The sequence below is a fragment of the Pseudomonas sp. FBCC-B1667 genome, assembly GCF_059133255.1.
Genome location: NZ_CP101437.1, coordinates 1154577 through 1178339 on the forward strand (window position 1 = coordinate 1154577; position 23763 = coordinate 1178339).

The window sequence follows — 23763 nt, forward strand, 5'->3', positions numbered from 1 at the left end:
TGTGGGAGCCCCCTCGCCACGGGCTCATTCCCACAAGGGATGGTGGACACTGACGGTGATCGTACAACCGCGTTGAGCTATGATGCGGTTTAAGCCGAATTTTCGAGACAGAAGTTCACCATGGAAAACCCGATCGACGCACCACGCCTCCCTCGCAAGCGCCGCAGCCTCGCACAGGAGTTGGTGACGGTGCTGTCCGAGCAGATCCGCGACGGTCACCTCAAACGCGGCGACAAATTGCCCACCGAGTCGGCGATCATGGATGCCCACGGCGTCAGCCGCACCGTGGTGCGCGAAGCGATTTCCCGTTTGCAGGCGGCCGGGCAGGTTGAAACCCGTCATGGCATCGGCACCTTCGTGCTCGATACCCCGAGCCCGAGCGGTTTTCGTATCGACCCGGCGACGGTGGTCACCCTGCGTGACGTGTTGGCGATTCTGGAGTTGCGCATCAGTCTTGAAGTGGAGTCCGCCGGCCTCGCCGCGCAACGTCGCAGCGACGAACAACTGGGTCTGATGAGAGCCGCGCTGGACGCCCTCAACGAAAGCGCTTCGCATGCCAGCGATGCGGTCGCCTCGGACTTCCAGTTCCATCTGCAAATAGCGCTGGCGACCGGTAACCGCTACTTCACCGACATCATGACCCACCTGGGCACCAGCATCATCCCGCGCACGCGGCTGAACTCGGCGCGCCTGGCCCATGATGACCAGCAGCACTACATGAATCGCCTGAGCCGTGAACACGAAGAGATTTACGATGCCATCGCTCGCCAGGATTCCGATGCGGCGCGGGCGGCGATGCGCTTGCACCTGACCAACAGCCGCGAGCGGTTGCGTCATGCGCATGAAGAGGCGGAGGCGCAGCGGGGTTAGTTTTCCGGTTCGGAATTTTCCGCCGTCTGCTGGAATGCCATCGCAAGCAAGCTCGCTCCCACAGGGGATCTTCAGTGAACACACTATGAGTGTTCACCTTCCATCAAATGTGGGAGCGAGCTTGTTCGCGATGGGCCGGTAGCGTTAGTACTAATTGGTCAGACTGAGCGCAGGATCGACCGATCCACCCTCACCGCCAACCCAGCCACCCCAGCCTTGGCTTCAAACGCCACATCCCCACGCTCATCCACCACCGCCCGCGCAATCACCACGGCCTTGGACAACAACTCCAACGGCGCCCCCTTCAGCGATTGCCCCGAAGCCAATTGCAGTTTCAATTTGATGGTCATCATGGATCTCCTTATCAGGCAACGTTGCCGGTGGGTGTGTAGTCCTTGAGCAGCAAATAAGTGCTCCAGCCCCACCAGTCGTCGACGGAGGCGGTGTCGTTCAGGTTGTTGACGTCCTTGCGCCGTAGCACCTTGCTGCCCTCGACCCGGAACAGGGGCGAAAAATTGCCCGCCGGGTTCAGCACGACTTGCAAGTCCGGCAGCTTTTTCAAGGCGCTGAAGTTGCCGGGCGATGGCGCGACTCCGCTGAGGTACGCCGCGAAGATTTCATCCGCAGACCGTTGAACCGCTTGATTGACCTGCGCGCGATTGGCGCTGTCGATCACTTCGAAGTAGCGCTTGTCGCCATACGCGCGCCATTGATCGCTGTTGCCGTTGCGTACATTGAGGCCGAATTTGCTGTCTTCGTCATGCATGAAGCGGGTGATCAACGAGCCCAGGTCGCTGGGTGTGACCACGGCTGCCAACTGCTTGCGGGGTACCCGCAGGTGACCTGCGGAAAACAGGTCGGTCAGGTAGTGATCAGCAAAAGCATTCATCGCGTAGGCGATTTCCAGCTGTTTTTCATCACCACTGTTTTTCGCCAGCACGGCTTGCTGCACGGCGGCGGTGTGGCCGGCGATATAGGCAGCCAAGGCCCCTTCGGCAAAATGGTCAGAATTGTTGGCGGCCAGTTTCAGATAACGCCCCAACGGGAACAGCGCCGAGACGAAACTGCCGCCGCCGGTAATCTTGTTCCACTCTTCCGACAACGTATCTCCGAGGGCGTCATAGGCTTCATGGGCCTGTTTGCCGTCCAAAATCGCCTGCTTCACCGCGGCGATTTCCTTCTGCATGACACCGAGGATCAGCTGGGCCTCGGCATTCGCGGCCGCCAGCACCGCCAACGAGTTGAACGCGTTGGAGAAGCGCTGGATACGGTCCGGCGCGGTGGCGCCTTCGCTGATTGGTTGATCGGGGACGCCATAGAAATCCCCACCCAGCGCAACGACCTGGCCATAGGTCAGCGCCAGCCCATTGGGCAGGTGCAGTTCGACCTCTGAAGCGGGGATTGCGGGGGCGTCCTTGATGAAACGCAGCAGCGTGCTATCGCCGATAGCCGTGTGTTCACCACCCTCGAACCTCAGCTGGGGCGTGCCTTTCAAGGCTTCGCCGGAAGGGCAGGTGGACGGTTGCGGTGCGTGGTTGTGAGGTGCGCCCAAGTGCAGCGCCAACGATTCATGACCGTTGATGGCAATGCCGTGCTCACTGAAAAGATCATCGAAAACGGCGGTGACCTGCTTGGGTTTTTCCTGGGATTGAGTGTGTAGACCTGACATTTCTAGCTCCTTGATATGTCGTAGGCAGACTTCAAATTAGCTGTATGTATATACAGCTAAAAAGACTTTAGCCGAGAAATTTCCTACGTCAAGGAAAGAACCTTTCCTACATAAAAACGCAGACGGCGATGAAATGCAGTTGACGGTTATTATTTAAGTTGTACGATGACCTACAACTCGGCGAAAGCTGAACGGTTTCCTCACACACATACGTTGCTACCCAGGGTGTTCGAATAATGAATCCACAAGAACTGAAGTCCATCCTCTCTTCCGGCCTGTTGTCTTTCCCGGTCACCGATTTCAATGCTCAGGGCGATTTCCATCGCGCGGGCTACATCAAGCGTCTCGAATGGCTGGCCCCATACGGCGCCACGGCATTGTTCGCCGCGGGCGGCACCGGTGAGTTCTTCTCTCTGGCGGCCAGCGAATATTCGGAAATCATCAAGACTGCCGTAGACACCTGCGAAACCAGCGTGCCGATCCTGGCCGGTGTAGGCGGTTCGACCCGTCAAGCCATCGAGTACGCACAGGAAGCCGAGCGCCTGGGCGCCAAAGGCCTGTTGCTGCTGCCGCACTACTTGACCGAAGCCAGCCAGGACGGCGTTGCCGCTCACGTTGAAGCGGTGTGCAAATCGGTGAAAATCGGCGTCGTGGTCTACAACCGTAACGTCTGCCGCCTGACCGCTCCTTTGCTGGAACGTCTGGCCGAGCGCTGCCCGAACCTGATCGGCTACAAGGATGGCCTGGGCGATATCGAACTGATGGTGTCGATCCGTCGTCGCCTCGGCGACCGCTTCAGCTACCTGGGTGGTTTGCCGACCGCCGAAGTGTACGCCGCTGCCTACAAGGCCCTGGGCGTGCCGGTTTACTCCTCGGCGGTGTTCAACTTCATCCCGAAAACCGCGATGGATTTCTACCACGCCATCGCTCGCGAAGATCACGCCACCGTCGGCAAGATCATCGACGACTTCTTCCTGCCGTACCTCGACATCCGTAACCGCAAAGCCGGCTACGCGGTGAGCATCGTCAAGGCCGGGGCAAAAATTGCCGGTTATGACGCAGGTCCTGTGCGTGCACCGCTGACCGATCTGACGGCCGAAGAGTACGAAATGCTCGCTGCGCTGATCGACAAGCAAGGTGCGCAGTAACACATCCGATTTAACAGGGCCGCTGAGTAATCAGCGGCCTTTTGCGTGAGGAGATATTCCGTGGCAGATGCAAAGCGTTTTGATAACTACATCAACGGTGAATGGGTTGCGGGCAGTGATTACTGCGCCAACATCAACCCGTCCGAACTGACCGACACCATCGGTCACTACGCCAAAGCCGATCTGGCTCAAGTGCACGCCGCCATCGACGCCGCTCGCGCCGCGTTCCCGGCCTGGTCGACCTCGGGCATTCAGGCACGTCACGACTCGCTGGATAAAGTCGGTACCGAAATCCTCGCCCGTCGCGAAGAGCTCGGTACGCTGCTGGCCCGTGAAGAAGGCAAGACCCTGCCTGAAGCCATCGGCGAAGTGACCCGCGCCGGTAACATCTTCAAGTTTTTCGCCGGTGAAACTCTGCGTCTGTCCGGCGACTATTTGCCGTCGGTACGCCCGGGTGTAAACGTTGAAGTGACTCGCGAAGCATTGGGCGTGGTTGGCCTGATCACGCCGTGGAACTTTCCGATCGCCATCCCGGCGTGGAAAATCGCTCCAGCCCTGGCCTACGGTAACTGCGTGGTGTTGAAGCCGGCCGATCTGGTGCCGGGTTGCGCCTGGGCCCTGGCTGAAATCATCTCCCGCGCAGGCTTCCCGGCTGGCGTGTTCAACCTGGTGATGGGCAGCGGTCGTGTGGTTGGCGATGCGCTGGTGCAGAGCCCGAAAGTCGACGGCATCAGCTTCACCGGTTCCGTCGGTGTCGGTCGTCAGATCGCGGTCAGCTGCGTCTCGCGTCAGGCCAAGGTTCAGCTGGAAATGGGTGGCAAGAACCCGCAGATCATTCTCGACGACGCCGACCTGAAACAAGCGGTCGAACTGTCGGTGCAGAGCGCGTTCTACTCCACCGGTCAGCGTTGCACCGCCTCCAGCCGTTTCATCGTGACCGCCGGCATCCACGACAAATTCGTCGACGCCGTGGCCGAACGCATGAAGTCGATCACGGTCGGCCACGCGCTGAAAACCGGTACTGACATTGGTCCCGTGGTTTCTCAGGCTCAGCTTGAACAGGACATGAAGTACATCGACATCGGCCAGTCCGAAGGTGCGCGTCTGGTCAGCGGCGGCGGTCTGGTGACCTGCGACACCGAAGGCTACTACCTCGCGCCAACGCTGTTTGCCGACAGCGAAGCCGCGATGCGTATCAGCCGCGAAGAGATCTTCGGCCCGGTGGCCAACGTGGTTCGCGTCGCGGATTACGAAGCAGCACTGGCCATGGCCAACGACACCGAATTCGGTCTGTCGGCGGGCATCGCGACCACGTCGTTGAAGTACGCCAACCACTTCAAGCGCCACTCCCAGGCCGGGATGGTGATGGTCAACCTGCCGACCGCTGGCGTGGATTACCACGTTCCATTCGGCGGGCGTAAAGGTTCATCCTACGGTTCCCGCGAGCAAGGTCGCTACGCGCAAGAGTTCTACACCGTGGTGAAGACCTCTTACATCGGTTCGTAATCCGCTGCACCCACGCGGGACCTTTGCCTGAGGTCCTGCGCGGTACAAGACCAAAGAATGTTTTACCCGCATAAAAATAATCAGTGGGAGTACATCTACATGCAAGCGACCAAGCCGACCCATGTCCGCTATTTGATCCTGCTCATGCTTTTCCTGGTGACCACGATCAACTACGCCGACCGGGCTACCATCGCCATCGCGGGCTCCAGCCTGCAAAAAGACCTCGGCATCGACGCGGTCACTCTCGGTTACATCTTCTCTGCATTCGGTTGGGCCTATGTGGCCGGGCAAATTCCCGGTGGCTGGCTGCTGGACCGTTTCGGTTCGAAAAAAGTCTATGCCCTGAGCATCTTCACCTGGTCGCTGTTCACCGTGCTCCAGGGCTACGTCGGTGAGTTCGGCATGTCCACGGCGATTGTTGCGCTGTTCATGCTGCGCTTCCTGGTTGGCCTGGCCGAAGCGCCCTCCTTCCCCGGTAACGCGCGCATCGTTGCAGCCTGGTTCCCGACCGCTGAACGCGGTACCGCGTCTGCGATCTTCAACTCGGCGCAATACTTCGCCACCGTGCTGTTTGCACCGCTGATGGGTTGGATCGTCTACACATTCGGCTGGCAGCATGTGTTTGTGGTGATGGGCAGCATCGGCATCGTGTTCTCGCTGATCTGGCTGAAAGTTATCCACAGTCCGCGCCAGCACCCGATGATCAACGAGGCCGAGTTCAAGCACATCGCCGAGAACGGCGGCATGGTTGACATGGACCAGGACAAAGGCAAAGGGCAAGCGGCCGGCAAACCGGCTGAAGGTCCGAAGTGGGACTATGTGCGTCAGCTGCTGACCAATCGCATGATGCTTGGCGTCTACCTGAGCCAGTACTGCATCAACGCCATCACCTACTTCTTCCTGACCTGGTTCCCTGTGTACCTGGTGCAGGAACGCGGCATGACCATTCTCAAGGCCGGTTTCATTGCTTCGTTGCCGGCTATCTGCGGTTTTATTGGTGGTGTATTGGGTGGTGTGATCTCCGACTACCTGTTGCGCAAAGGCCACTCCCTGACCTTCGCCCGCAAGGCTCCGATCATTGCCGGTTTGCTGGTGTCCAGCAGCATCGTGGCGTGCAACTACGTCGACATCGAATGGATGGTCGTGGGCTTCATGGCCCTGGCATTTTTCGGCAAAGGTGTGGGCGCATTGGGCTGGGCAGTGGTGTCCGACACCTCGCCAAAACAGATCGCCGGTCTCAGTGGCGGCCTGTTCAACATGTTCGGCAACATTGCGTCGATCACCACGCCCATCGTGATCGGCTACATCATCAGCTCCACCGGTTCGTTCAAATGGGCGCTGGTGTTTGTCGGTTGCAACGCATTGGTTGCGGTGTTCAGCTATCTGGTGATCGTCGGTCCGATCAAACGTGTGGTACTCAAGGAGCCGCCTCTCAACGGTCCTGAAACTAACAACAAATTGTCACAAGCGCATTCCTGAGGAGCGGCGTCATGCAGTTGATTGAACATTCCGACTCGCCGCGCTACATCCGCCTGCACGAGCGGGACAACGTAGTGATCGTGGTCAATGACCAGGGCGTGCCCGCCGGCACCGAGTTTCCCGATGGCCTGGTGACCGTGGACTTCGTGCCACAGAGCCACAAAGTCACGCTGGAAGACATTCCCGAAGGCGGCCAGGTAATTCGTTACGGCCAGACCATTGGCTACGCGTTGCAGCCGATTCCGCGCGGCAGCTGGGTCAAGGAAGATCAACTGCGCATGCCCACCGCGCCACCGCTGGACAGCTTGCCGCTGTCCACCGAAGTGCCGGCGGCGCAGGCTCCCCTCGATGGTTATACGTTCGAGGGTTATCGCAACGCCGACGGCACCGTCGGCACGCGCAATATTCTGGGGATTACCACGACCGTTCAGTGTGTCACCGGTGTGCTCGATCATGCGGTCAAGCGCATCAAGGATGAGTTGCTGCCCAAGTACCCGAACGTCGACGACGTGGTCGCGCTGACCCACAGCTACGGCTGCGGTGTGGCGATTACGGCGGCTGACGCGTACATCCCGATCCGCACCGTGCGCAACCTGGCGCGCAACCCGAACCTGGGTGGCGAAGCGTTGGTGATCAGCCTGGGCTGCGAGAAATTGCAGGCCGGCCAGGTGATGCACGAGAACGACAGCTCGGTGGATTTGAGCGAGCCGTGGTTGTACCGCTTGCAGGATTCGAGTCACGGTTTCACCGAGATGATCGAGCAGATCATGGCGCTGGCCGAAACCCGTTTGAAGAAGCTCGATCAGCGTCGCCGGGAAACCGTGCCGGCGTCCGAACTGATCCTCGGCATGCAGTGTGGCGGCAGTGATGCGTTCTCCGGGATCACCGCCAACCCGGCGCTGGGTTATGCCTCGGACTTGTTGCTGCGGGCCGGCGCGACGGTGATGTTTTCCGAAGTGACTGAAGTGCGCGACGCCATCTACTTGTTGACCTCCCGTGCGGAAACCCAGGAAGTCGCGCAGGAACTGGTTCGCGAAATGGACTGGTACGACCGGTATCTGGCCAAAGGTGAAGCGGATCGCAGCGCTAATACCACGCCGGGTAACAAGAAGGGCGGGTTGTCGAACATTGTCGAGAAATCCCTGGGCTCCATCGTCAAGTCCGGCAGCAGCGCGATCAACGGGGTGCTTGGCCCTGGCGAGCGTTTCAAGCGCAAAGGCCTGATTTTCTGCGCGACCCCGGCCAGTGACTTTGTTTGCGGAACGTTGCAGTTGGCGGCGGGAATGAACCTGCATGTGTTCACCACTGGCCGTGGTACGCCGTATGGTTTGGCGATGGCGCCGGTGGTGAAGGTGTCGACGCGTACGGAACTGGCGCAGCGCTGGCCGGATCTGATCGATATCGATGCCGGGCGGATTGCCACCGGACGGGCGTCGATCGAAGACCTCGGCTGGGAGTTGTTTCACTACTACCTGGACGTCGCCAGCGGCAAGAAACAGACGTGGGCCGAGCAGCACAAGCTGCATAACGACATCACCTTGTTTAACCCGGCGCCGATCACGTAAGACCGCGTTATCGTTCATCGCGAGCAAGCTCGCTCCCACAGGGATTTTTCGTCGTGCGCAGAGTGTGTGTTTTACGCAGGACAAATGTGGGAGCGAGCTTGCTCGCGATAGCGGTCTAACAGACGCCGAAGGGCTGAGTGGCTTATCATTAGCCCCCTAACGACGCTCACCCAAGGTTCCCCTCGGCATGCTGGCAATCTTCCTCGAAACCCTGAACATCACCGCGCCGGTGTTTGCCATGCTGTTTCTGGGGGTGTTGCTCAAGCGCATTGGCTGGATCAACGACAACTTTATCCACACGGCGTCGGCGCTGGTGTTCAACGTCACCATGCCGGCGTTGCTGTTTCTGGGCATCCTGCATGCCGACCTGCACGCTGCGCTGCAACCGGCGCTGTTGATCTATTTCTCGCTGGCCACGCTGGTGAGTTTCGCCATTGCCTGGGTCTGGGCGATCTGGAAGTGCCCGCGCGAAGACCGGGGGATTTATACCCAGGGTGCGTTTCGCGGCAACAACGGGGTCATCGGCCTGGCGCTGGCGGCGAGCATGTACGGCGCCTACGGGATTTCCCTCGGGGCAATTCTCGCGGCGTTGGTGATCCTGTTCTACAACACCCTGTCGACCATTGTGCTGGCGGTGTACAGCCCGGTGATCAAGTCCGATCCGTGGAGCATCTGCAAAAGCGTGATGGGCAATCCGCTGATCATCAGCGTGTTTGCGGCGGCGCCGTTTGCCTATTTCAAGATCGGCTTGCCGGGGTGGCTGGAGACGTCCGGGCAGTACCTGGCGCAGACCACTTTGCCGCTGGCGTTGATCTGCATTGGTGGCACGTTGTCGCTCGCGGCGTTGCGCAAGAGCGGCGACATGGCGCTCAGTTCCAGCCTGGTGAAGATGATCGGCTTGCCGGTGCTGACGACCCTTGGCGCCTGGCTGTGGGGCTTTCGTGGGGCGGAGTTGGGGATTCTGTTTTTGTACTTCGGCAGCCCGACGGCGGCGGCCAGTTTTGTCATGGCCCGTCAGGCTGAGGGTAATCATGAGCTGGCGGCGGCGATCATTGTGATTACGACGTTGATGGCGGCGGTGACCACCAACATCGGGATCTTTTTGTTGCAGTGGGGTGGGTGGATCTGACTTCGGGATCTGCCGTGTATTGTCGGGCCTCATCGCGAGCAAGCTCGCTCCCACACTGATCTCATGATCACTGAAGATCCCCTGTGGGAGCGAGCTTGCTCGCGATGGCGTCAGGCCTTTCACCACAATCTTGAATTTTTTACTCCGGCTTCTGATAACTCTCAATCACTTCCTGCGCCGCCCGAAACGCGTCAATGGCCGCCGGCGCACCGGCATACACCGCGCAATGCAGCAGCGTTTCCCGAATCTCTTCCACGGTGCAGCCATTGTTCAATGCACCGCGCACATGACCTTTCAATTCCTGCGGGCACTTCAGTGCCGTCAGCGCAGCGAGGGTGATCAGGCTGCGGGTTTTCAGCGCCAGGCCATCACGGTTCCACACAGCGCCCCAGGCGTGTTCATTGACGAAATCCTGCAACGGCTGAGTGAATTCAGTGGCGTTGCCCAGCGCGCGGTCGACAAAGGCGTCGCCCATTACTTGGCGGCGGACTTCAACGCCAGGTTTTTTGTCAGTCATGGCACATCCCTCTTGTGATGTTGGCGGCGCCAGGCGAGTAGCGAGGTGAACAGCAAAAACGCCACCAGCGCCGGCAGAACGAAAAACAGCATCAGATGTTCGAGCTTGCCGGCCAGCGGCATGCCAGTGGTGAACGACACCACGTGCAGCCCGTACGCCAGGTACAAACCCAGACACAGCAAACCTTCGGCCCGGGTCACCCGGTATCCGGTGTAGAACAGCGGCAGGCACAACACCGCGACGCCGAGCATCACCGGCAAGTCGAAATCCAGGGCGTTGGGTGAAACCGACAGCGGCGACGGCGCAATCAGTGCCGTCACGCCTAGCACGCCCAACAGGTTGAACAGGTTGCTGCCGATCACGTTGCCCACGGCGATGTCGCGCTGACCACGCAAAGCGGCGATCAATGAGGTGGCCAACTCCGGCAGGGAGGTACTGATGGCGACGATGGTCAGGCCGATGATTCGTTCCGACAATCCAAGGTCGGTTGCCACCACAACGGCCGCACCCAGCAGCAGGTGTCCGGCGTAAACGAGCATTGCCAGCCCGGCCACGATCATCAGCAGGCTGCTGAACCAGGGCGCAGCCTGACTGTGCGGATCGCTCGATGGCGGACGGGCCGAATGCCGCGACTGACGCAGCAGCAAGCCCAGGTACAGCGCCAGCGCCGCCAGCAGGATCACGCCGTCGGTACGGGTCAGTTCTTCATTCCAGGCCAGAACGAACACCAGCAGGCTGGCGCCGATCATCAGCGGAATATCCAGACGCACCAGCTGCCGCGAAACGCGCAGCGGAATGATCAGCGCCGACAGACCGAGGGTGACGAGAATGTTGAAGATGCTGCTGCCGATCACGCTGCCGACGGCAATGTCGGCGTTTTCCGCGAGGGTCGCTTGCAGGCTCACGGCCATCTGCGGCGCGCTGCTGCCAAGGGCGACGATGGTCAGGCCGATGATCAGTGGCCGTACGTGCCATCGAGCCGCGAGGCGCACGGCCGCACGCACCATCAGCTCGGCGCCGAAGATCAGTAGAACCAGGCCGCTGAGCAGTTCTATCACGCTGATCAGGGGTAAATCGGCAAGTCCGAAAATGGTCGGTGCTCCGTCTGTCAGTCGTCGAGGGCTTGCACGCGAACCTGGGCGGTGCCGCTGCTGATCATGCCCAGGCGTTCGGCGGCTGCATGGGACAAATCGATCAGGCGCCCGCGGGTATGCGGCCCGCGGTCGTTGATGCGGACCACACAGGACTTGTCGTTGTTCAGGTTGGTGACCTTCACCCGCGTGCCAAAGGGCAACTGGCGGTGGGCGGCGGTCATGGAGTTCTTGTTGAAACGCTCGCCACTGGCGGTGCGTTTGCCTTGGTGTTTGGCGCCGTAATAGGACGCCACGCCGGTCTTGTCGTAGCCGTGTGGATCAATGACATCGTTACTGGCGCAACCGGCCAGCAGAGCGAGCAGGGCGCAAGCACCGAGTAGACGCTTCATTTGAAAGTTTCCACATACAAATATGGGAGCGAGCTTTTGTGGCGAGGGGGCTTTCCCCTTCGCCACAAAGGCTCGCTCCCACAGGGGGTGGAGCCAGGCTTTGAAACTGGCTCCATGCTCATCAGCCTTCGAGCTTGCTTTTCAGCAGTTCGTTGACCTGTTGCGGGTTGGCCTTGCCTTTGGAGGCTTTCATGGCCTGACCGACGAAGAAGCCGAACATCTTGCCGCGTTTGGCTTCGTCTGCCGCGCGGTACTGTTCAACCTGTTCGGCATTGGCCGCGAGCATTTCGTCCAGCACCGCCGAGATCGCACCAGTGTCGGTCACTTGCTTCAGGCCGCGCTTGTCGATGATCTCGTCCGCACTGCCTTCGCCGTTGGCCATCGCTTCAAACACGACTTTGGCGATCTTGCCAGAGATGGTGTTGTCCTTGATACGCAGCAGCATGCCGCCCAGTTGCTCGGCCGAAACCGGCGAGTCTTCGATGTCCAGGCCTTGCTTGTTGAGCAGGCTGCCCAACTCGACCATCACCCAGTTTGCCGCCAGTTTGGCGTCGCCGCCGATGCTCGCGACTTTCTCGAAGTAATCGGCTTGCTCGCGGCTGGTCGCCAGCACGCTGGCGTCGTAGACCGACAGACCGAATTGTTCCTGGAAGCGCTCGCGTTTTTGCGGTGGCAATTCCGGCAGGGTCGCGCGCACGTCGTCGAGGAACGAATCTTCGATGACCACGGGCAGCAAGTCCGGATCGGGGAAGTAACGGTAGTCGTTGGCTTCCTCTTTGCTGCGCATCGGACGGGTTTCGTCCTTGTTCGGATCGTACAGGCGGGTCTGCTGGATCACTTTGCCGCCGTCTTCGATCAGCTCGATCTGGCGCTGCACTTCGCTGTTGATCGCTTTCTCGATGAAACGGAACGAGTTGACGTTCTTGATCTCGCAGCGAGTACCGAACTCAACCTGACCTTTCGGACGGATCGACACGTTGCAGTCGCAACGCAGCGAGCCTTCGGCCATGTTGCCGTCGCAGATGCCGAGGTAACGCACCAGCGCGTGGATGGTCTTGACGTAAGCCACGGCTTCCTTGGCGCTGCGCATGTCCGGCTCGGAGACGATTTCCAGCAGCGGCGTGCCGGCACGGTTCAGGTCGATGCCGGTGGCACCGTTGAACTCTTCGTGCAGGCTTTTACCGGCGTCTTCTTCCAGGTGCGCACGGGTCACGCCGACACGTTTGATCGTGCCGTCTTCCATGGCGATGTCCAGGTGGCCCTTGCCGACGATCGGCAATTCCATCTGGCTGATCTGGTAGCCCTTCGGCAAGTCCGGGTAAAAGTAGTTTTTACGGGCGAACACGTTGTGCTGGCCAATCTCGGCGTCAATCGCCAGACCGAACATCACCGCCATGCGCACCGCTTCCTGGTTCAGTACCGGCAACACGCCGGGCATGCCCAGGTCGATCAGGCTGGCCTGGGTGTTCGGCTCGGAACCGAAGGTGGTGGAACTACCGGAAAAGATTTTCGACCGGGTGGTGAGCTGGGTATGAATCTCCAGCCCGATCACGACTTCCCATTGCATGTGTGTCTCCTCAGAAGCCGGTTGGGGTGCGGGTGTGCCAGTCAGTGTTCAACTGATACTGGTGCGCAACATTGAGCAAGCGGCCTTCCTGGAAATACGGGGCGAGCAGTTGCACGCCGACCGGCAGACCATCGACGAAACCGGCCGGCATGGACAAGCCCGGCAGGCCAGCGAGGTTGGCAGTGATGGTGTAGACGTCTTCCAGGTACGCAGCGACCGGGTCGCTGTTCTTGGCGCCGAGCTTCCAGGCCGGGTTCGGCGTGGTTGGGCCGAGAATGATGTCGACCTCATTGAAGGCGGCCATGAAGTCGTTCTTGATCAAGCGCCGGATCTTCTGGGCTTTCAGGTAGTAGGCGTCGTAGTAGCCGGCGGACAGCGCGTAGGCACCGACCATGATCCGGCGCTGCACTTCCGGGCCGAAACCTTCGCCACGGGAGCGCTTGTACAGATCGATCAGGTCTTTCGGGTTCTCGCAGCGATGGCCAAAGCGCACGCCGTCGAAACGCGACAGGTTGGACGAGGCTTCTGCCGGGGCGATCACGTAGTACGCAGGAATTGCGTGCTGCATGTTCGGCAGGCTGATTTCCTTGATCACGGCGCCGAGCTTTTCCAGCGCCTTGACGCTGTTGTGGATCAGCTCGGCGATGCGCGGGTCAAGACCGGCGCTGAAATACTCTTTCGGCACGCCAATGCGCAGGCCTTGCAGCGAACCGTTGAGGCTGGCGCTGTAATCTGGCACCGGCTCGTCGATGCTGGTGGAGTCGTTCGGGTCGAAGCCGGCCATGCCTTGCAACAAAATGGCGCAGTCTTCGGCGGTGCGTGCCAGAGGGCCGCCCTGATCGAGGCTGGAGGCGTAGGCAATCATGCCCCAGCGCGAAACACGACCGTACGTCGGTTTCAGACCGGTGAGGTTGGTCAGGGCCGCTGGCTGACGGATCGAGCCGCCCGTGTCGGTGCCGGTGGCCGCAGGCAGCAGGCGCGCGGCAACCGCAGCTGCCGAACCGCCGGACGAACCGCCAGGTACATATTCCAGGTTCCACGGGTTTTTCACCGGGCCGTAGTAGCTCGACTCGTTGGCCGACCCCATGGCGAATTCGTCCATGTTGGTCTTGCCCAGGGTCACGGTCCCGGCGGCGGCCAGCTTGGCGACGACGGTGGCGTCGTACGGGGCTTTAAAGTTGTCGAGCATCTTCGAGCCGCAGCTGGTGCGAATACCCTGGGTGCAGAACAGGTCCTTATGCGCAATCGGCGCGCCGAGCAGGGCTCCGCTCTCTCCATTGGCCCGGCGTGCGTCAGCGGCTTTCGCCTGCTGGAGCGCCAGGTCTTCGGTGAGGCTGATGAAACTGTTGAGCTGAGGATCAAGCAGGGCGATACGCGCCAGCAGGGTCTTGGTCAGCTCTTCGGAGGAAAACTTTTTTTCGGCGAGTCCGCGGGCGATCTCGGCCAGAGTCATTTGATGCATTGCAGGCTCTTTCCCTTTAGTCGATGACTTTCGGAACCAGGTACAGGCCGTTTTCGACCGCTGGTGCGATGGACTGATAGGCCTCGCGATGATTGGTCTCGGTCACGACGTCTGCACGCAGGCGCTGGCTGGCTTCCAATGGGTGGGCCAGCGGCTCGATACCGTCGGTATTGACCGCCTGCATTTCGTCGACCAGGCCCAGAATGCTGTTCAGGGCCGAAGTGATGTGTGGAAGATCGGCATCATTAAGGCCAAGGCAGGCCAAATGAGCGATTTTTTCCACGTCGGAGCGTTCAAGCGCCATTGCGATTCTCCAGTGGAATACAGAACGGACGGCGTCCGTGTGTTAGATTGTCGGAACACTACCGCATTTCTACGGTCATAAGGCCGCGATTGTGGGGGTTGGTGCACAGAAAAGCGGCCAATTTAACATATTGGCGCCTTGCCCAAAATCCCTGTCGTTGTTAGAGTTTGCCGCACTTTTTTACCCACGCGTTGCCTAGGGTCCCTTTCCCATGTTCAAGAAACTGCGTGGCATGTTTTCCAGCGATCTTTCCATTGACCTGGGCACTGCCAACACCCTTATTTACGTGCGCGAGCGCGGCATCGTCCTGAATGAGCCATCGGTTGTGGCTATTCGGACACACGGTAACCAGAAAAGTGTCGTCGCTGTCGGCACCGAGGCGAAGCGTATGCTCGGCCGAACGCCGGGCAACATTGCTGCCATTCGTCCAATGAAGGACGGCGTCATCGCCGACTTCAGCGTCTGCGAAAAGATGCTGCAATATTTCATCAACAAGGTTCACGAAAACAGTTTCCTGCAGCCTAGCCCTCGTGTGCTGATCTGCGTTCCGTGCAAATCCACTCAGGTTGAGCGTCGTGCCATCCGTGAATCGGCCCTTGGTGCCGGTGCTCGTGAAGTGTTCCTGATCGAAGAGCCGATGGCTGCTGCGATCGGTGCCGGCCTGCCGGTTGAAGAAGCTCGCGGATCGATGGTGGTCGATATCGGTGGTGGTACGACCGAAATCGCCCTGATCTCCCTGAACGGTGTGGTTTACGCTGAATCCGTACGGGTTGGCGGCGACCGCTTCGACGAAGCGATCATCACCTACGTGCGTCGCAACTACGGCAGCCTGATCGGCGAATCCACTGCCGAGCGCATCAAGCAGGAAATCGGCACAGCCTACCCGGGCGGCGAAGTTCGCGAAGTCGACGTTCGTGGCCGTAACCTGGCCGAAGGCGTTCCACGTGCTTTCACCCTGAACTCCAATGAAGTGCTGGAAGCTCTGCAAGAGTCCCTGGCCACCATCGTTCAGGCGGTGAAAAGTGCACTGGAGCAATCGCCTCCGGAGCTGGCGTCCGATATCGCCGAGCGCGGCCTGGTACTGACCGGTGGTGGCGCCTTGCTGCGTGACCTCGACAAGTTGCTGGCCCAGGAAACAGGTCTGCCGGTGATCGTTGCCGAAGACCCGCTGACCTGCGTTGCTCGCGGCGGTGGCCGTGCCTTGGAAATGATGGATAAACACACCATGGACCTGCTCTCCAGCGAGTGATCTCGCCGGTTGCATCTATGCTGTTGGCGCGCAGGCAGCACTTTGCAGTGCTGCCTGTTGGCGTTTATCTTCTGTCAGTCTGCATCCAGGCCGGTTTGATGCCGTATGAATAAAGAGAACATTTGCCTGGGAGGAGCGGCTTATTAAACCGCTTTTCACCAAAGGGCCTTCACTGGGCGTGCGCTTGTTGGTGCTGGTCGTGCTATCGGTCGCGCTGATGGTGGTCGATGCCCGCTTCACACTGCTCAAGCCAGTGCGTAGCCAAATGTCGCTGGTGCTGATGCAGTCTTACTGGATCACCGACCTGCCGCAGCGGCTATGGCAGGGTGTGGCCAGCCAATTTGGCAGCCGTACCGAACTCGTCGCTGAAAACGAAAAACTCAAGACCGAAAACCTGCTGTTGCAGGGGCGCATGCAAAAGCTTGCCGCCCTCACCGAGCAGAACGTTCGGCTGCGCGAGTTGCTCAACTCTTCGGCGCTGGTCAACGAGAAGGTCGAAGTGGCTGAGTTGATCGGCATGGACCCCAACCCCTTCACTCATCGCATCATCATCAACAAGGGTGAACGCGACGGTGTGATCCTCGGTCAGCCGGTGCTCGATGCCCGTGGCCTGATGGGGCAGGTGGTCGAGTTGATGCCCTACACCTCCCGTGTTTTGCTGCTGACCGATACGACTCACAGCATTCCGGTGCAGGTGAACCGCAACGGTCTGCGCGCGATTGCCAGCGGTACCGGCAACCCGGAGCGTCTTGAGTTGCGTCACGTCGCGGATACTGCCGACATCAAGGAGGGTGATCTGCTGGTCAGTTCCGGGCTTGGTCAGCGCTTCCCGGCGGGTTACCCGGTGGCAACGGTCAAGGAAGTGATTCACGATTCCGGTCAGCCATTTGCCATTGTTCGCGCCGTGCCAACCGCCGCGCTGAACCGCAGCCGCTATTTGCTGCTGGTATTCAGCGATGGCCGCACCGCTGAAGAGCGCGCCAACGAAGCGGCTCAGGCGCAAGAGGCTCTGGACCAGCATGGCGGCGGCCCGATCATTCCTGCGACCGTGCCTAAACCGGTTCCTGCGGCCGCCGTGGCCCCTGCTGCACCTGCCGCAACTCCGGCGGCCGCTGCACCGGTTCCAGCAACTGCGACGCCTTCTACCCCGGCCAAACCGGCCAAACCTGCCGCTGCCAAGCCGTCTGCCGCCAGTAAACCGCCGGCCGTGAAGCCAGCTGCCAAACCGCCTGTCCCCGAACCGGCTGCCACTGGGAGACAAGAATAATGGTCGGCGTCAAAGCCTCCCGAAACAGCTGGATAGTCTGGTTGACGTTCGCGATCGGCCTGTTGCTCAGCGTTTCACCGCTGCCGCAGTTCATGGAAATCCTCCGCCCGTTGTGGCTGGCGTTGCTGCTTGCTTTCTGGGCGTTGACCCTGCCGCAAAAAGTAGGCATGGCCACCGCCTGGTGCCTGGGCTTGGCCGAAGACGTGCTGTACGGCACGCTACTTGGCCAGAACGCATTGATCCTGACGTTGATTACCTTTTTGGTGCTGTCGCTGCAACAGCGCTTGCGCATGTTCCCGATGTGGCAACAGAGCCTGGTGATCCTGGTGATCTTCGGCCTCGCGCAGCTTGTTCAGTTGTGGCTGAGCGCTCTGACCGGTAATCGTCAGCCAACCCTGGCGCTGGTGTTGCCGGCACTGGTCAGCGCGTTGTTGTGGCCTTGGGTGAGCTACGGTTTGCGCGGTCTGCGTCGGCGCTACAAAATCAATTAATTCGGTCAGGCATTGGCCCGCACTAGACAGGGAGATGTCTTGATGAAAAAACTTTACCTCGCTTCAGGTTCGCCGCGTCGGCGTGAACTGCTCACACAGATCGGCGTGCCGTTCTCCGCTGTCAGTGCGGACATCGACGAAACCCCCTTAACTCAAGAATCCCCGTCGGCCTATGTCGAGCGCCTGGCGCGCGGCAAAGCCGAGGCGGGACGCGGGGTAGTCGTGTCTGACGCCTCTTTTTGCGTGTTGGGTGCAGACACCGCCGTGGTGCTGGACGGCAAAATTCTTGGCAAACCGGTGGACGAAGCCGACGCGTGCGCCATGCTTATGCTGTTGGCCGGACGTGAACATGAAGTGCTGACGGCCATCGCCGTACTCGATGCCAAGCGCTGCGAGTCTCGGGTGGTGCGCAGCCTGGTGCGGTTTCGCGACATCAGCCGCGAAGAAGCGGCAGCCTACTGGGCCAGCCGCGAGCCATGCGACAAGGCGGGTGGCTACGGCATTCAAGGACTGGGCGCGGTATTTGTTTCCGGGCTCAATGGCAGTTATTCGGCGGTGGTCGGGTTGCCGCTGTGCGAAACCGCAGAACTGCTCGGCCATTTCGGCATACCCTGTTGGCAAACACCTGACGCGCGCTGAGCGTCATACTGACAAGATGCAGCCATTATCGTGAACATGCCTGAACGAGACCCTGCCATGAGTGAAGAGATTCTGATCAACATCACGCCGATGGAGTCGCGCGTGGCGGTGGTCGAAAACGGTGTTCTGCAAGAGGTTCACGTCGAGCGTACGCAAAAGCGCGGGATCGTCGGCAACATCTATAAAGGCAAGGTCGTTCGGGTTTTGCCAGGCATGCAGGCGGCGTTCGTCGACATCGGCCTGGACCGCGCTGCATTCATCCACGCCTCGGAAATTTCCCTGCGCGAAGGCCCTGCGGTCGAGAGCATCAGCGCCTTGGTACATGAAGGCCAGAGCCTGGTGGTTCAGGTCACCAAGGACCCGATCGGTTCCAAAGGCGCACGCCTGACGACGCAGCTGTCGATTCCGTCGCGCTATCTTGTGTACATGCCGCGCACCGCTCATGTCGGTATTTCGTTGAAGATCGAAGACGAAGCCGAACGCGAGCGCCTCAAACAAGTGGTCACCGATTGCGTGGCCAAAGAAGGCATCAAAGAAGCCGGCGGTTTCATTTTGCGCACCGCTGCCGAAGGGGCGGGCGCCGATGAGATCCTCATGGACATCCGCTACCTGCGCCGTCTCTGGGATCAGATCAACGAACAGATCAAAACCATCGCCGCGCCAAGTGTGATCTACGAAGACCTCGGCCTGGCGTTGCGTACCCTGCGAGACCTGGTGAGCCCAAAGATCGAGAAGATCCGCATCGATTCCCGGGAAACCTTCCAGAAAACCACGCAGTTCGTCGCCGAACTGATGCCGGAAATCGCCGATCGGCTGGAGCACTACCCAGGCGAGCGGCCTATTTTCGATTTGTACGGCGTCGAAGACGAAATCCAGAAAGCCCTGGAGCGCAAAGTCCCGCTCAAGTCTGGCGGCTACCTGGTGGTCGACCCGGCGGAAGCCATGAGCACCATCGACGTCAACACCGGGGCGTTTGTCGGCCATCGCAACCTTGAAGAAACCATCTTCAAGACCAACCTCGAAGCCGCCACTGCCATTGCCCGTCAACTGCGCCTGCGCAATCTGGGCGGGATCATCATCATCGACTTCATCGACATGGAAGACGAAGAACACCAGCGCCAGGTATTGCGCACGCTCGAAAAACAGCTGGAACGCGACCACGCCAAGACCAATATCATCGGCATCACCGAATTGGGCCTGGTGCAGATGACCCGCAAGCGCACGCGTGAAAGTCTTGAGCAAGTGCTGTGCGAACCGTGCAGCAGCTGTCAGGGTCGCGGCAAGTTGAAGACGCCGGAAACGGTCTGCTACGAAATTTTCCGCGAAATCCTCCGCGAGGCGCGCGCCTATCAAGCGGAAGGCTATCGTGTATTGGCGAACCAGAAAGTCGTCGACCGTTTGCTCGACGAAGAGTCAGGCAACGTGGCCGAGCTGGAAGGGTTTATCGGACGCACCATCCGGTTCCAGGTAGAAACCATGTATTCCCAGGAACAATACGACGTGGTGTTGCTCTGAATCGCTGTGTTTCAACCTTACTAGAACGGCTGGCCTCAGCTTTTTGCAGCATTTTTGCCATGGGAGCCACCTGACATGGAGCGTCTGACACGCATTTTGGTTGCACTGACCCGCTGGGGTCTGGGCCTGTGCGCGTTGGTACTGGTGTTGATGGCGTTGTACGTCAGCCTCGGCCGAGAGTTGACGCCTCTGGTGGCCGAATACCGTGTCGACGTCGAAACCAAAGCCACCGAGGCCTTGGGAATGCCGCTGCAAATCGGCAGGCTGGAAGGCAACTGGAGCGGTTTTGCGCCGATTTTGCTGGCCCATGACGTGACCGTCGGCGAAGGTGCCAATGCGCTGCACCTGGATCAGGTGCGTGCAGTGCCAGACATTTGGGAAAGCCTGTTGGCCCGTCAGGTGCGCATCGCCCACCTGGAACTCAATGGTTTGAAGATCAGCCTCAAGGAAGGCGACGACGGCCAGTGGGCGCTGGAAGGTTTGCCGGTGCAGAAAGATCAGCCGCTCGATCCAGAGCAGTTGCTCAATCGCATGCAGATGGTCCAGCAGTTGTCGGTGATCGACAGTCAGGTGACCTTGCAGCCTCTGGATCAACCGCCGCTGACCCTGACCTACGTTGGCTTCAATCTGAAAACCGGTGCTTCTCGCCAGCGCCTCGATGCCCGTATGACCTTGCCCGATGGCCAGCCAGTGGCCATGAGCCTGCGCACCCGCATCCAGGCCAGTCAGTGGAAGGGCGGTGACGCCGAGGCTTACCTGAGCCTGCCGCAAAGCGACTGGTCGAAATGGCTGCCCAAGCGACTCACCCGGCAATGGAATTTTTCCGAGATCAAGGCCGGCGGCGAACTCTGGATCAATTGGGGCAAGGGCGACCTGCAATCCGCAGCCATTCGTTTGAACGCACCGCAAGTCAAAGGCGCCTACGCCGAGCGCAAGCCGATCAAGATCAACAACCTGGCGCTCAATGGCTATTTCCAGCGCAGCACTGAAGGCGTCGTGGTGACGCTGGACTCCCTCGCGATGAACGTTGGCGAGACGCGCTGGGAATCGCATCTGCAACTCACACAAACTTCAGCCACCGACAAGGTTGAAGAACTCTGGCACCTGCAAGCGGACCGCGTCGACCTCACCCCGCTGACGCCGTTGCTGAACGCCCTGGGCCCACTGCCCGAAGGTGTCGCCACGGCGGTCGAAAAACTCAAAGTGACCGGTGGGCTGCGCAACGTGCTGATCGACATGCGGCCCCATGCTACTGACGACAGCAAGTTCAGCTTCGCCGCGAACCTCGATCGGGTCGGTTTCGATGCCTATCACGGGGCTCCGGCGGCGCGAAATGTGAGCGGCAGCATCAGCGGTGATCTCGGCAAGGGCGAATTGCGCATGGACAGCAAGGACTTTGTCCTGCACCTGGCCCCGATTTTCGCCAAGCCATGGCAATACCTCCAGGCCAATGCGACGCTGACCTGGAAGCTCGATAAAGAAGGGTTCACCTTGATCGCACCGTACCTCAAGGTGCGCGGCGAAGAGGGCAAGATAGCCGGCGACTTCCTGATTCGCCTTCACTTCGATCAAACCCAGGAAGACTACATGGACCTGCGGGTCGGCATGGTCGAGGGGGATGGTCGCTACACCGCCAAGTATCTGCCGACCATGCTCAGCCCGGCGCTGGACGAATGGTTGCGCACGGCGATCCTCAAGGGTGCGGTGGATGAAGGTTTCTTCCAGTATCAGGGCTCGCTGAACCATGGCGCGGCCGATACTGCCCGCAGCACCAGCCTGTTCTTCAAAGTGCACGATGCCGAACTGGCGTTCCAGCCGGGCTGGCCGCATGTCAGCAAAGTCACCGGTGATGTGTTTGTGGAAGACAGTGGCGTTCGGGTTCTGGCCAGCAAGGGCCAGTTGCTCGACACTCAGGTGCGCGACATTTACGTCAATATTCCCCATGTTCCGGATGGCAAAAATGTCCATCTGTTCCTCGACGGTGGATTCGCCGGCGGCTTGGGCGATGGCCTGAAAATCCTCCAGGAAGCGCCGATAGGCACCGCTGAGACGTTCGCCAAATGGGAAGGCGAGGGCGAGTTGCAAGGCAAGCTGAATCTGGATATCCCGCTGGCCAAAGGCGAGGAGCCAAAGATCCTCGTCGACTTCAAGACCGCCAAGGCGCGTCTGAAACTGGCCGATCCCGCGCTCGAGTTGACTCAACTCAAGGGTGATTTCCGCTTTGACAGCACCAAGGGATTGAGTGGACAGAACATCAGCGCCCGCGCTTTTGACAAGCCTGTCACTGCACGGATTTTCGCCGATGGCAAAGCGGGTAACATCAAGACACGCGTCACGGCTTCCGGTCAGGTCGAGGTCAAGAAACTCACGGACTGGTTGAGCGTGACTCAGCCATTGCCGGTTTCCGGGGTGATCCCGTATCAGTTGCAGTTGAATCTGGAGGGCGCTGACAGTCAGTTGATGGTCAATTCCAATCTCAAGGGCGTGAAGGTCGATCTGCCGGCGCCATTCGGCATGGCGGCCGATGCCAGTCGTGATACGTCTTTCCGTATGACCCTGCAAGGGCCGGAACGGCGCTACTGGGTCAATTATGGTCAGTTGGCGAATCTCACGTTCGCAGCACCGAGCGGCAATTTTTCCGAAGGTCGCGGTGAGCTGTTCCTCGGCGGTGGCGATGCGGTAATGCCCAACGCCAAAGGCCTGCGGGTACGCGGTGTGTTGTCGGAGCTGGACGTCGGTCCCTGGCAGGATCTGGTAAGCAAGTACGCCGGTCAGGATTTGGGTGGCAGCGCCAAGCAGTTTTTCAGCAGCGCAGACCTGAAGATTAGCAAGCTCAGCGCCCTTGGCACGACCCTTGATCAGGCTTCCGTGCAGGTGAACCGAAAGCCTGCCAGTTGGGCGTTGCAACTTGATAGCCAGCAGGTCAAAGGCGCTGTCGGCATTCCCGATGCGAGAGGCGCGCCGATCACGGTCAAACTGCAATACGTGCGCCTGCCCGCGACGGATCCGAAGGTGGTGGCTGACGAGAACTCGCCCGATCCGCTGGTCACGGTCGATCCGACCAAGATTCCGCCCCTGGACATCACCATCAACCAGCTGTTTCTGGGGCCGGACCTGGTGGGTGGCTGGTCGCTGAAAATTCGTCCGACAGGCAAGGGTATTGCGCTCAACAATCTGGACATGGGCCTCAAAGGCATTCTTTTGCAAGGCAGTGGCGGCTGGGAAGGTACCCCGGGTAGTTCCAGCAGTTGGTACAAGGGGCGAATCAGTGGCAAGAATCTTGCCGACGTTCTCAAGGGCTGGGGGTTTGCGCCGAGTGTCACCAGTGAAGAGTTTCATATGGATGTTGACGGTCGCTGGCCCGGTTCACCGGCCTGGCTGGCCAGCAAGCGTTTCTCTGGCACTCTGGATGCGTCGCTGACCAAGGGCCAGTTTGTTGAAGTCGAGGGCAGTGCCCAGGCCCTGAAGGTCTTCGGCCTGCTTAACTTCAACTCCATCGGCCGCCGTCTGCGCCTGGACTTTTCCGACCTGTTCGCTAAAGGCCTGAGCTATGACCGGGTCAAGGGATTGCTGGTCGGCACCAATGGCGTCTACGTCACCCGTGAACCGATCCGGATGACCGGTCCGTCGAGTAACGTGGAACTCAATGGCACCCTGAACCTGGTGGGTGATCAGATCGACGCCAAGTTGCTGGTGACCTTGCCGGTGACCAACAACTTGCCGATTGCGGCGTTGATTGTCGGCGCGCCGGCCGTCGGCGGTGCGCTGTTCCTGATCGACAAATTGATCGGTGACCGTGTTTCCCGTTTTGCCAGTGTGAAATACACCGTCAAAGGCCCGTGGAAAGAGCCGCAGATAACCTTCGACAAACCTTTTTGAGTCGCTTTTTGAAAAAGCACTCCT

At 59.8% G+C, this 23763-nt stretch carries 20 protein-coding genes; 12 read left to right on the forward strand and 8 right to left on the reverse strand.

The annotated features are described in order from the left end of the window. Nucleotides 1–120: 120 nt before the first annotated feature. On the forward strand, nt 121–870 hold the full coding sequence (locus tag NL116_RS05005) for a FadR/GntR family transcriptional regulator (protein ID WP_027924505.1): 750 nt from the start codon (nt 121–123) through the stop codon (nt 868–870). 158 nt (nt 871–1028) lie between these two features. Here NL116_RS05005 and NL116_RS05010 read toward each other — a convergent pair whose 3' ends face one another. Both NL116_RS05010 and NL116_RS05015 read right to left on the reverse strand, forming a co-directional pair. Next, nucleotides 1029–1220 carry a hypothetical protein gene (locus NL116_RS05010; protein WP_494376254.1) on the reverse strand — a complete coding sequence of 64 codons (192 nt, stop codon included), beginning with the start codon at nt 1218–1220 and terminating at the stop codon, nt 1029–1031. Between the two features lie 14 nt (nt 1221–1234). Beyond that, nucleotides 1235–2539 (reverse strand): phospholipase, encoded by a 1305-nt coding sequence (locus NL116_RS05015; RefSeq protein ID WP_494376255.1) that lies wholly within the window; start codon nt 2537–2539, stop codon nt 1235–1237. A gap of 236 nt (nt 2540–2775) precedes the next feature. On the opposite strand from NL116_RS05015, the gene kdgD reads away from it, so the two are divergent. The 5 genes from kdgD to NL116_RS05040 all read left to right on the forward strand — a co-directional run bounded on the left by kdgD (nt 2776) and on the right by NL116_RS05040 (nt 9366). Further along, nucleotides 2776–3687, forward strand: coding sequence for a 5-dehydro-4-deoxyglucarate dehydratase (gene kdgD / locus NL116_RS05020; protein WP_027924508.1), 912 nt, complete (start codon nt 2776–2778; stop codon nt 3685–3687). Nucleotides 3688–3747: 60 nt separating this feature from the next. After that, the gene (locus NL116_RS05025) at nt 3748–5193 is read left to right on the forward strand and encodes an aldehyde dehydrogenase family protein (protein WP_494376256.1); all 1446 of its coding nucleotides are present in this window, start codon (nt 3748–3750) and stop codon (nt 5191–5193) included. 99 nt (nt 5194–5292) lie between these two features. Next, nucleotides 5293–6672, forward strand: a complete 1380-nt coding sequence (locus NL116_RS05030) for an MFS transporter (protein ID WP_494378004.1) — start codon at nt 5293–5295, stop codon at nt 6670–6672. Between the two features lie 11 nt (nt 6673–6683). Beyond that, a complete protein-coding gene (gene garD / locus NL116_RS05035; RefSeq protein ID WP_027924511.1) occupies nt 6684–8237 on the forward strand; it encodes a galactarate dehydratase in 1554 nt (517 codons plus the stop codon). 187 nt (nt 8238–8424) lie between these two features. Continuing rightward, nucleotides 8425–9366: an AEC family transporter gene (locus NL116_RS05040; RefSeq protein WP_494376257.1), complete on the forward strand. Its 942-nt coding sequence runs from the start codon at nt 8425–8427 to the stop codon at nt 9364–9366. A gap of 139 nt (nt 9367–9505) precedes the next feature. Here the strand turns inward: NL116_RS05040 and NL116_RS05045 are convergent, their stop codons facing one another. From NL116_RS05045 to gatC, 6 genes are all read right to left on the reverse strand, one after another. Beyond that, nucleotides 9506–9883, reverse strand: coding sequence for a carboxymuconolactone decarboxylase family protein (locus tag NL116_RS05045; protein ID WP_494376258.1), 378 nt, complete (start codon nt 9881–9883; stop codon nt 9506–9508). Continuing rightward, complete coding sequence (locus tag NL116_RS05050; protein WP_494376259.1) at nt 9880–10941, reverse strand: calcium/sodium antiporter; 1062 nt, start codon at nt 10939–10941, stop codon at nt 9880–9882. The genes NL116_RS05045 and NL116_RS05050 overlap by 4 nt, the downstream gene beginning before the upstream one ends. Before the next feature lie 50 nt (nt 10942–10991). Further along, nucleotides 10992–11366, reverse strand: coding sequence for a septal ring lytic transglycosylase RlpA family protein (locus tag NL116_RS05055; protein WP_494376260.1), 375 nt, complete (start codon nt 11364–11366; stop codon nt 10992–10994). 121 nt (nt 11367–11487) lie between these two features. After that, complete coding sequence (gene gatB / locus NL116_RS05060; RefSeq protein ID WP_494376261.1) at nt 11488–12933, reverse strand: Asp-tRNA(Asn)/Glu-tRNA(Gln) amidotransferase subunit GatB; 1446 nt, start codon at nt 12931–12933, stop codon at nt 11488–11490. Between the two features lie 10 nt (nt 12934–12943). Beyond that, on the reverse strand, nt 12944–14395 hold the full coding sequence (gatA, locus tag NL116_RS05065) for an Asp-tRNA(Asn)/Glu-tRNA(Gln) amidotransferase subunit GatA (protein ID WP_494376262.1): 1452 nt from the start codon (nt 14393–14395) through the stop codon (nt 12944–12946). 16 nt (nt 14396–14411) lie between these two features. Beyond that, a complete protein-coding gene (gene gatC, locus NL116_RS05070; RefSeq protein ID WP_007901429.1) occupies nt 14412–14699 on the reverse strand; it encodes an Asp-tRNA(Asn)/Glu-tRNA(Gln) amidotransferase subunit GatC in 288 nt (95 codons plus the stop codon). A 211-nt stretch (nt 14700–14910) separates the two neighbouring features. On the opposite strand from gatC, the gene mreB reads away from it, so the two are divergent. The 6 genes from mreB (at nt 14911) to NL116_RS05100 (ending at nt 23739) form a co-directional block, all read left to right on the forward strand. Continuing rightward, nucleotides 14911–15948, forward strand: coding sequence for a rod shape-determining protein MreB (gene mreB, locus NL116_RS05075; protein WP_002555108.1), 1038 nt, complete (start codon nt 14911–14913; stop codon nt 15946–15948). 142 nt (nt 15949–16090) lie between these two features. After that, a complete protein-coding gene (gene mreC / locus NL116_RS05080; protein ID WP_494378005.1) occupies nt 16091–17215 on the forward strand; it encodes a rod shape-determining protein MreC in 1125 nt (374 codons plus the stop codon). Further along, nucleotides 17215–17706 carry a rod shape-determining protein MreD gene (gene mreD, locus NL116_RS05085; protein WP_494376263.1) on the forward strand — a complete coding sequence of 164 codons (492 nt, stop codon included), beginning with the start codon at nt 17215–17217 and terminating at the stop codon, nt 17704–17706. Before mreC ends, mreD begins: the two co-directional genes overlap by 1 nt. Nucleotides 17707–17748: 42 nt before the next feature. Next, nucleotides 17749–18345, forward strand: coding sequence for a Maf family protein (locus NL116_RS05090; protein ID WP_494376264.1), 597 nt, complete (start codon nt 17749–17751; stop codon nt 18343–18345). 57 nt (nt 18346–18402) lie between these two features. After that, nucleotides 18403–19860 carry a ribonuclease G gene (gene rng, locus NL116_RS05095; protein ID WP_027924521.1) on the forward strand — a complete coding sequence of 486 codons (1458 nt, stop codon included), beginning with the start codon at nt 18403–18405 and terminating at the stop codon, nt 19858–19860. A 75-nt stretch (nt 19861–19935) separates the two neighbouring features. Further along, on the forward strand, nt 19936–23739 hold the full coding sequence (locus tag NL116_RS05100) for a YhdP family protein (protein ID WP_494376265.1): 3804 nt from the start codon (nt 19936–19938) through the stop codon (nt 23737–23739). Nucleotides 23740–23763: the final 24 nt, after the last annotated feature.

Excerpts from the sequence above, each read along its gene's own strand:
- NL116_RS05055 (WP_494376260.1), bottom strand. The coding sequence starts at position 11,366 with ATGAAGCGTCTACTCGGTGCTTGCGCCCTGCTCGCTCTGCTGGCCGGT.
- gatC (WP_007901429.1), bottom strand. The coding sequence starts at position 14,699 with ATGGCGCTTGAACGCTCCGACGTGGAAAAAATCGCTCATTTGGCCTGC.
- NL116_RS05015 (WP_494376255.1), bottom strand. The coding sequence starts at position 2,539 with ATGTCAGGTCTACACACTCAATCCCAGGAAAAACCCAAGCAGGTCACC.
- NL116_RS05005 (WP_027924505.1), top strand. The coding sequence starts at position 121 with ATGGAAAACCCGATCGACGCACCACGCCTCCCTCGCAAGCGCCGCAGC.
- garD (WP_027924511.1), top strand. The coding sequence starts at position 6,684 with ATGCAGTTGATTGAACATTCCGACTCGCCGCGCTACATCCGCCTGCAC.
- NL116_RS05010 (WP_494376254.1), bottom strand. The coding sequence starts at position 1,220 with ATGACCATCAAATTGAAACTGCAATTGGCTTCGGGGCAATCGCTGAAG.
- mreD (WP_494376263.1), top strand. The coding sequence starts at position 17,215 with ATGGTCGGCGTCAAAGCCTCCCGAAACAGCTGGATAGTCTGGTTGACG.
- NL116_RS05100 (WP_494376265.1), top strand. The coding sequence starts at position 19,936 with ATGGAGCGTCTGACACGCATTTTGGTTGCACTGACCCGCTGGGGTCTG.
- gatA (WP_494376262.1), bottom strand. The coding sequence starts at position 14,395 with ATGCATCAAATGACTCTGGCCGAGATCGCCCGCGGACTCGCCGAAAAA.
- rng (WP_027924521.1), top strand. The coding sequence starts at position 18,403 with ATGAGTGAAGAGATTCTGATCAACATCACGCCGATGGAGTCGCGCGTG.
- gatB (WP_494376261.1), bottom strand. The coding sequence starts at position 12,933 with ATGCAATGGGAAGTCGTGATCGGGCTGGAGATTCATACCCAGCTCACC.
- NL116_RS05040 (WP_494376257.1), top strand. The coding sequence starts at position 8,425 with ATGCTGGCAATCTTCCTCGAAACCCTGAACATCACCGCGCCGGTGTTT.
- NL116_RS05090 (WP_494376264.1), top strand. The coding sequence starts at position 17,749 with ATGAAAAAACTTTACCTCGCTTCAGGTTCGCCGCGTCGGCGTGAACTG.
- NL116_RS05045 (WP_494376258.1), bottom strand. The coding sequence starts at position 9,883 with ATGACTGACAAAAAACCTGGCGTTGAAGTCCGCCGCCAAGTAATGGGC.
- NL116_RS05030 (WP_494378004.1), top strand. The coding sequence starts at position 5,293 with ATGCAAGCGACCAAGCCGACCCATGTCCGCTATTTGATCCTGCTCATG.
- kdgD (WP_027924508.1), top strand. The coding sequence starts at position 2,776 with ATGAATCCACAAGAACTGAAGTCCATCCTCTCTTCCGGCCTGTTGTCT.
- mreB (WP_002555108.1), top strand. The coding sequence starts at position 14,911 with ATGTTCAAGAAACTGCGTGGCATGTTTTCCAGCGATCTTTCCATTGAC.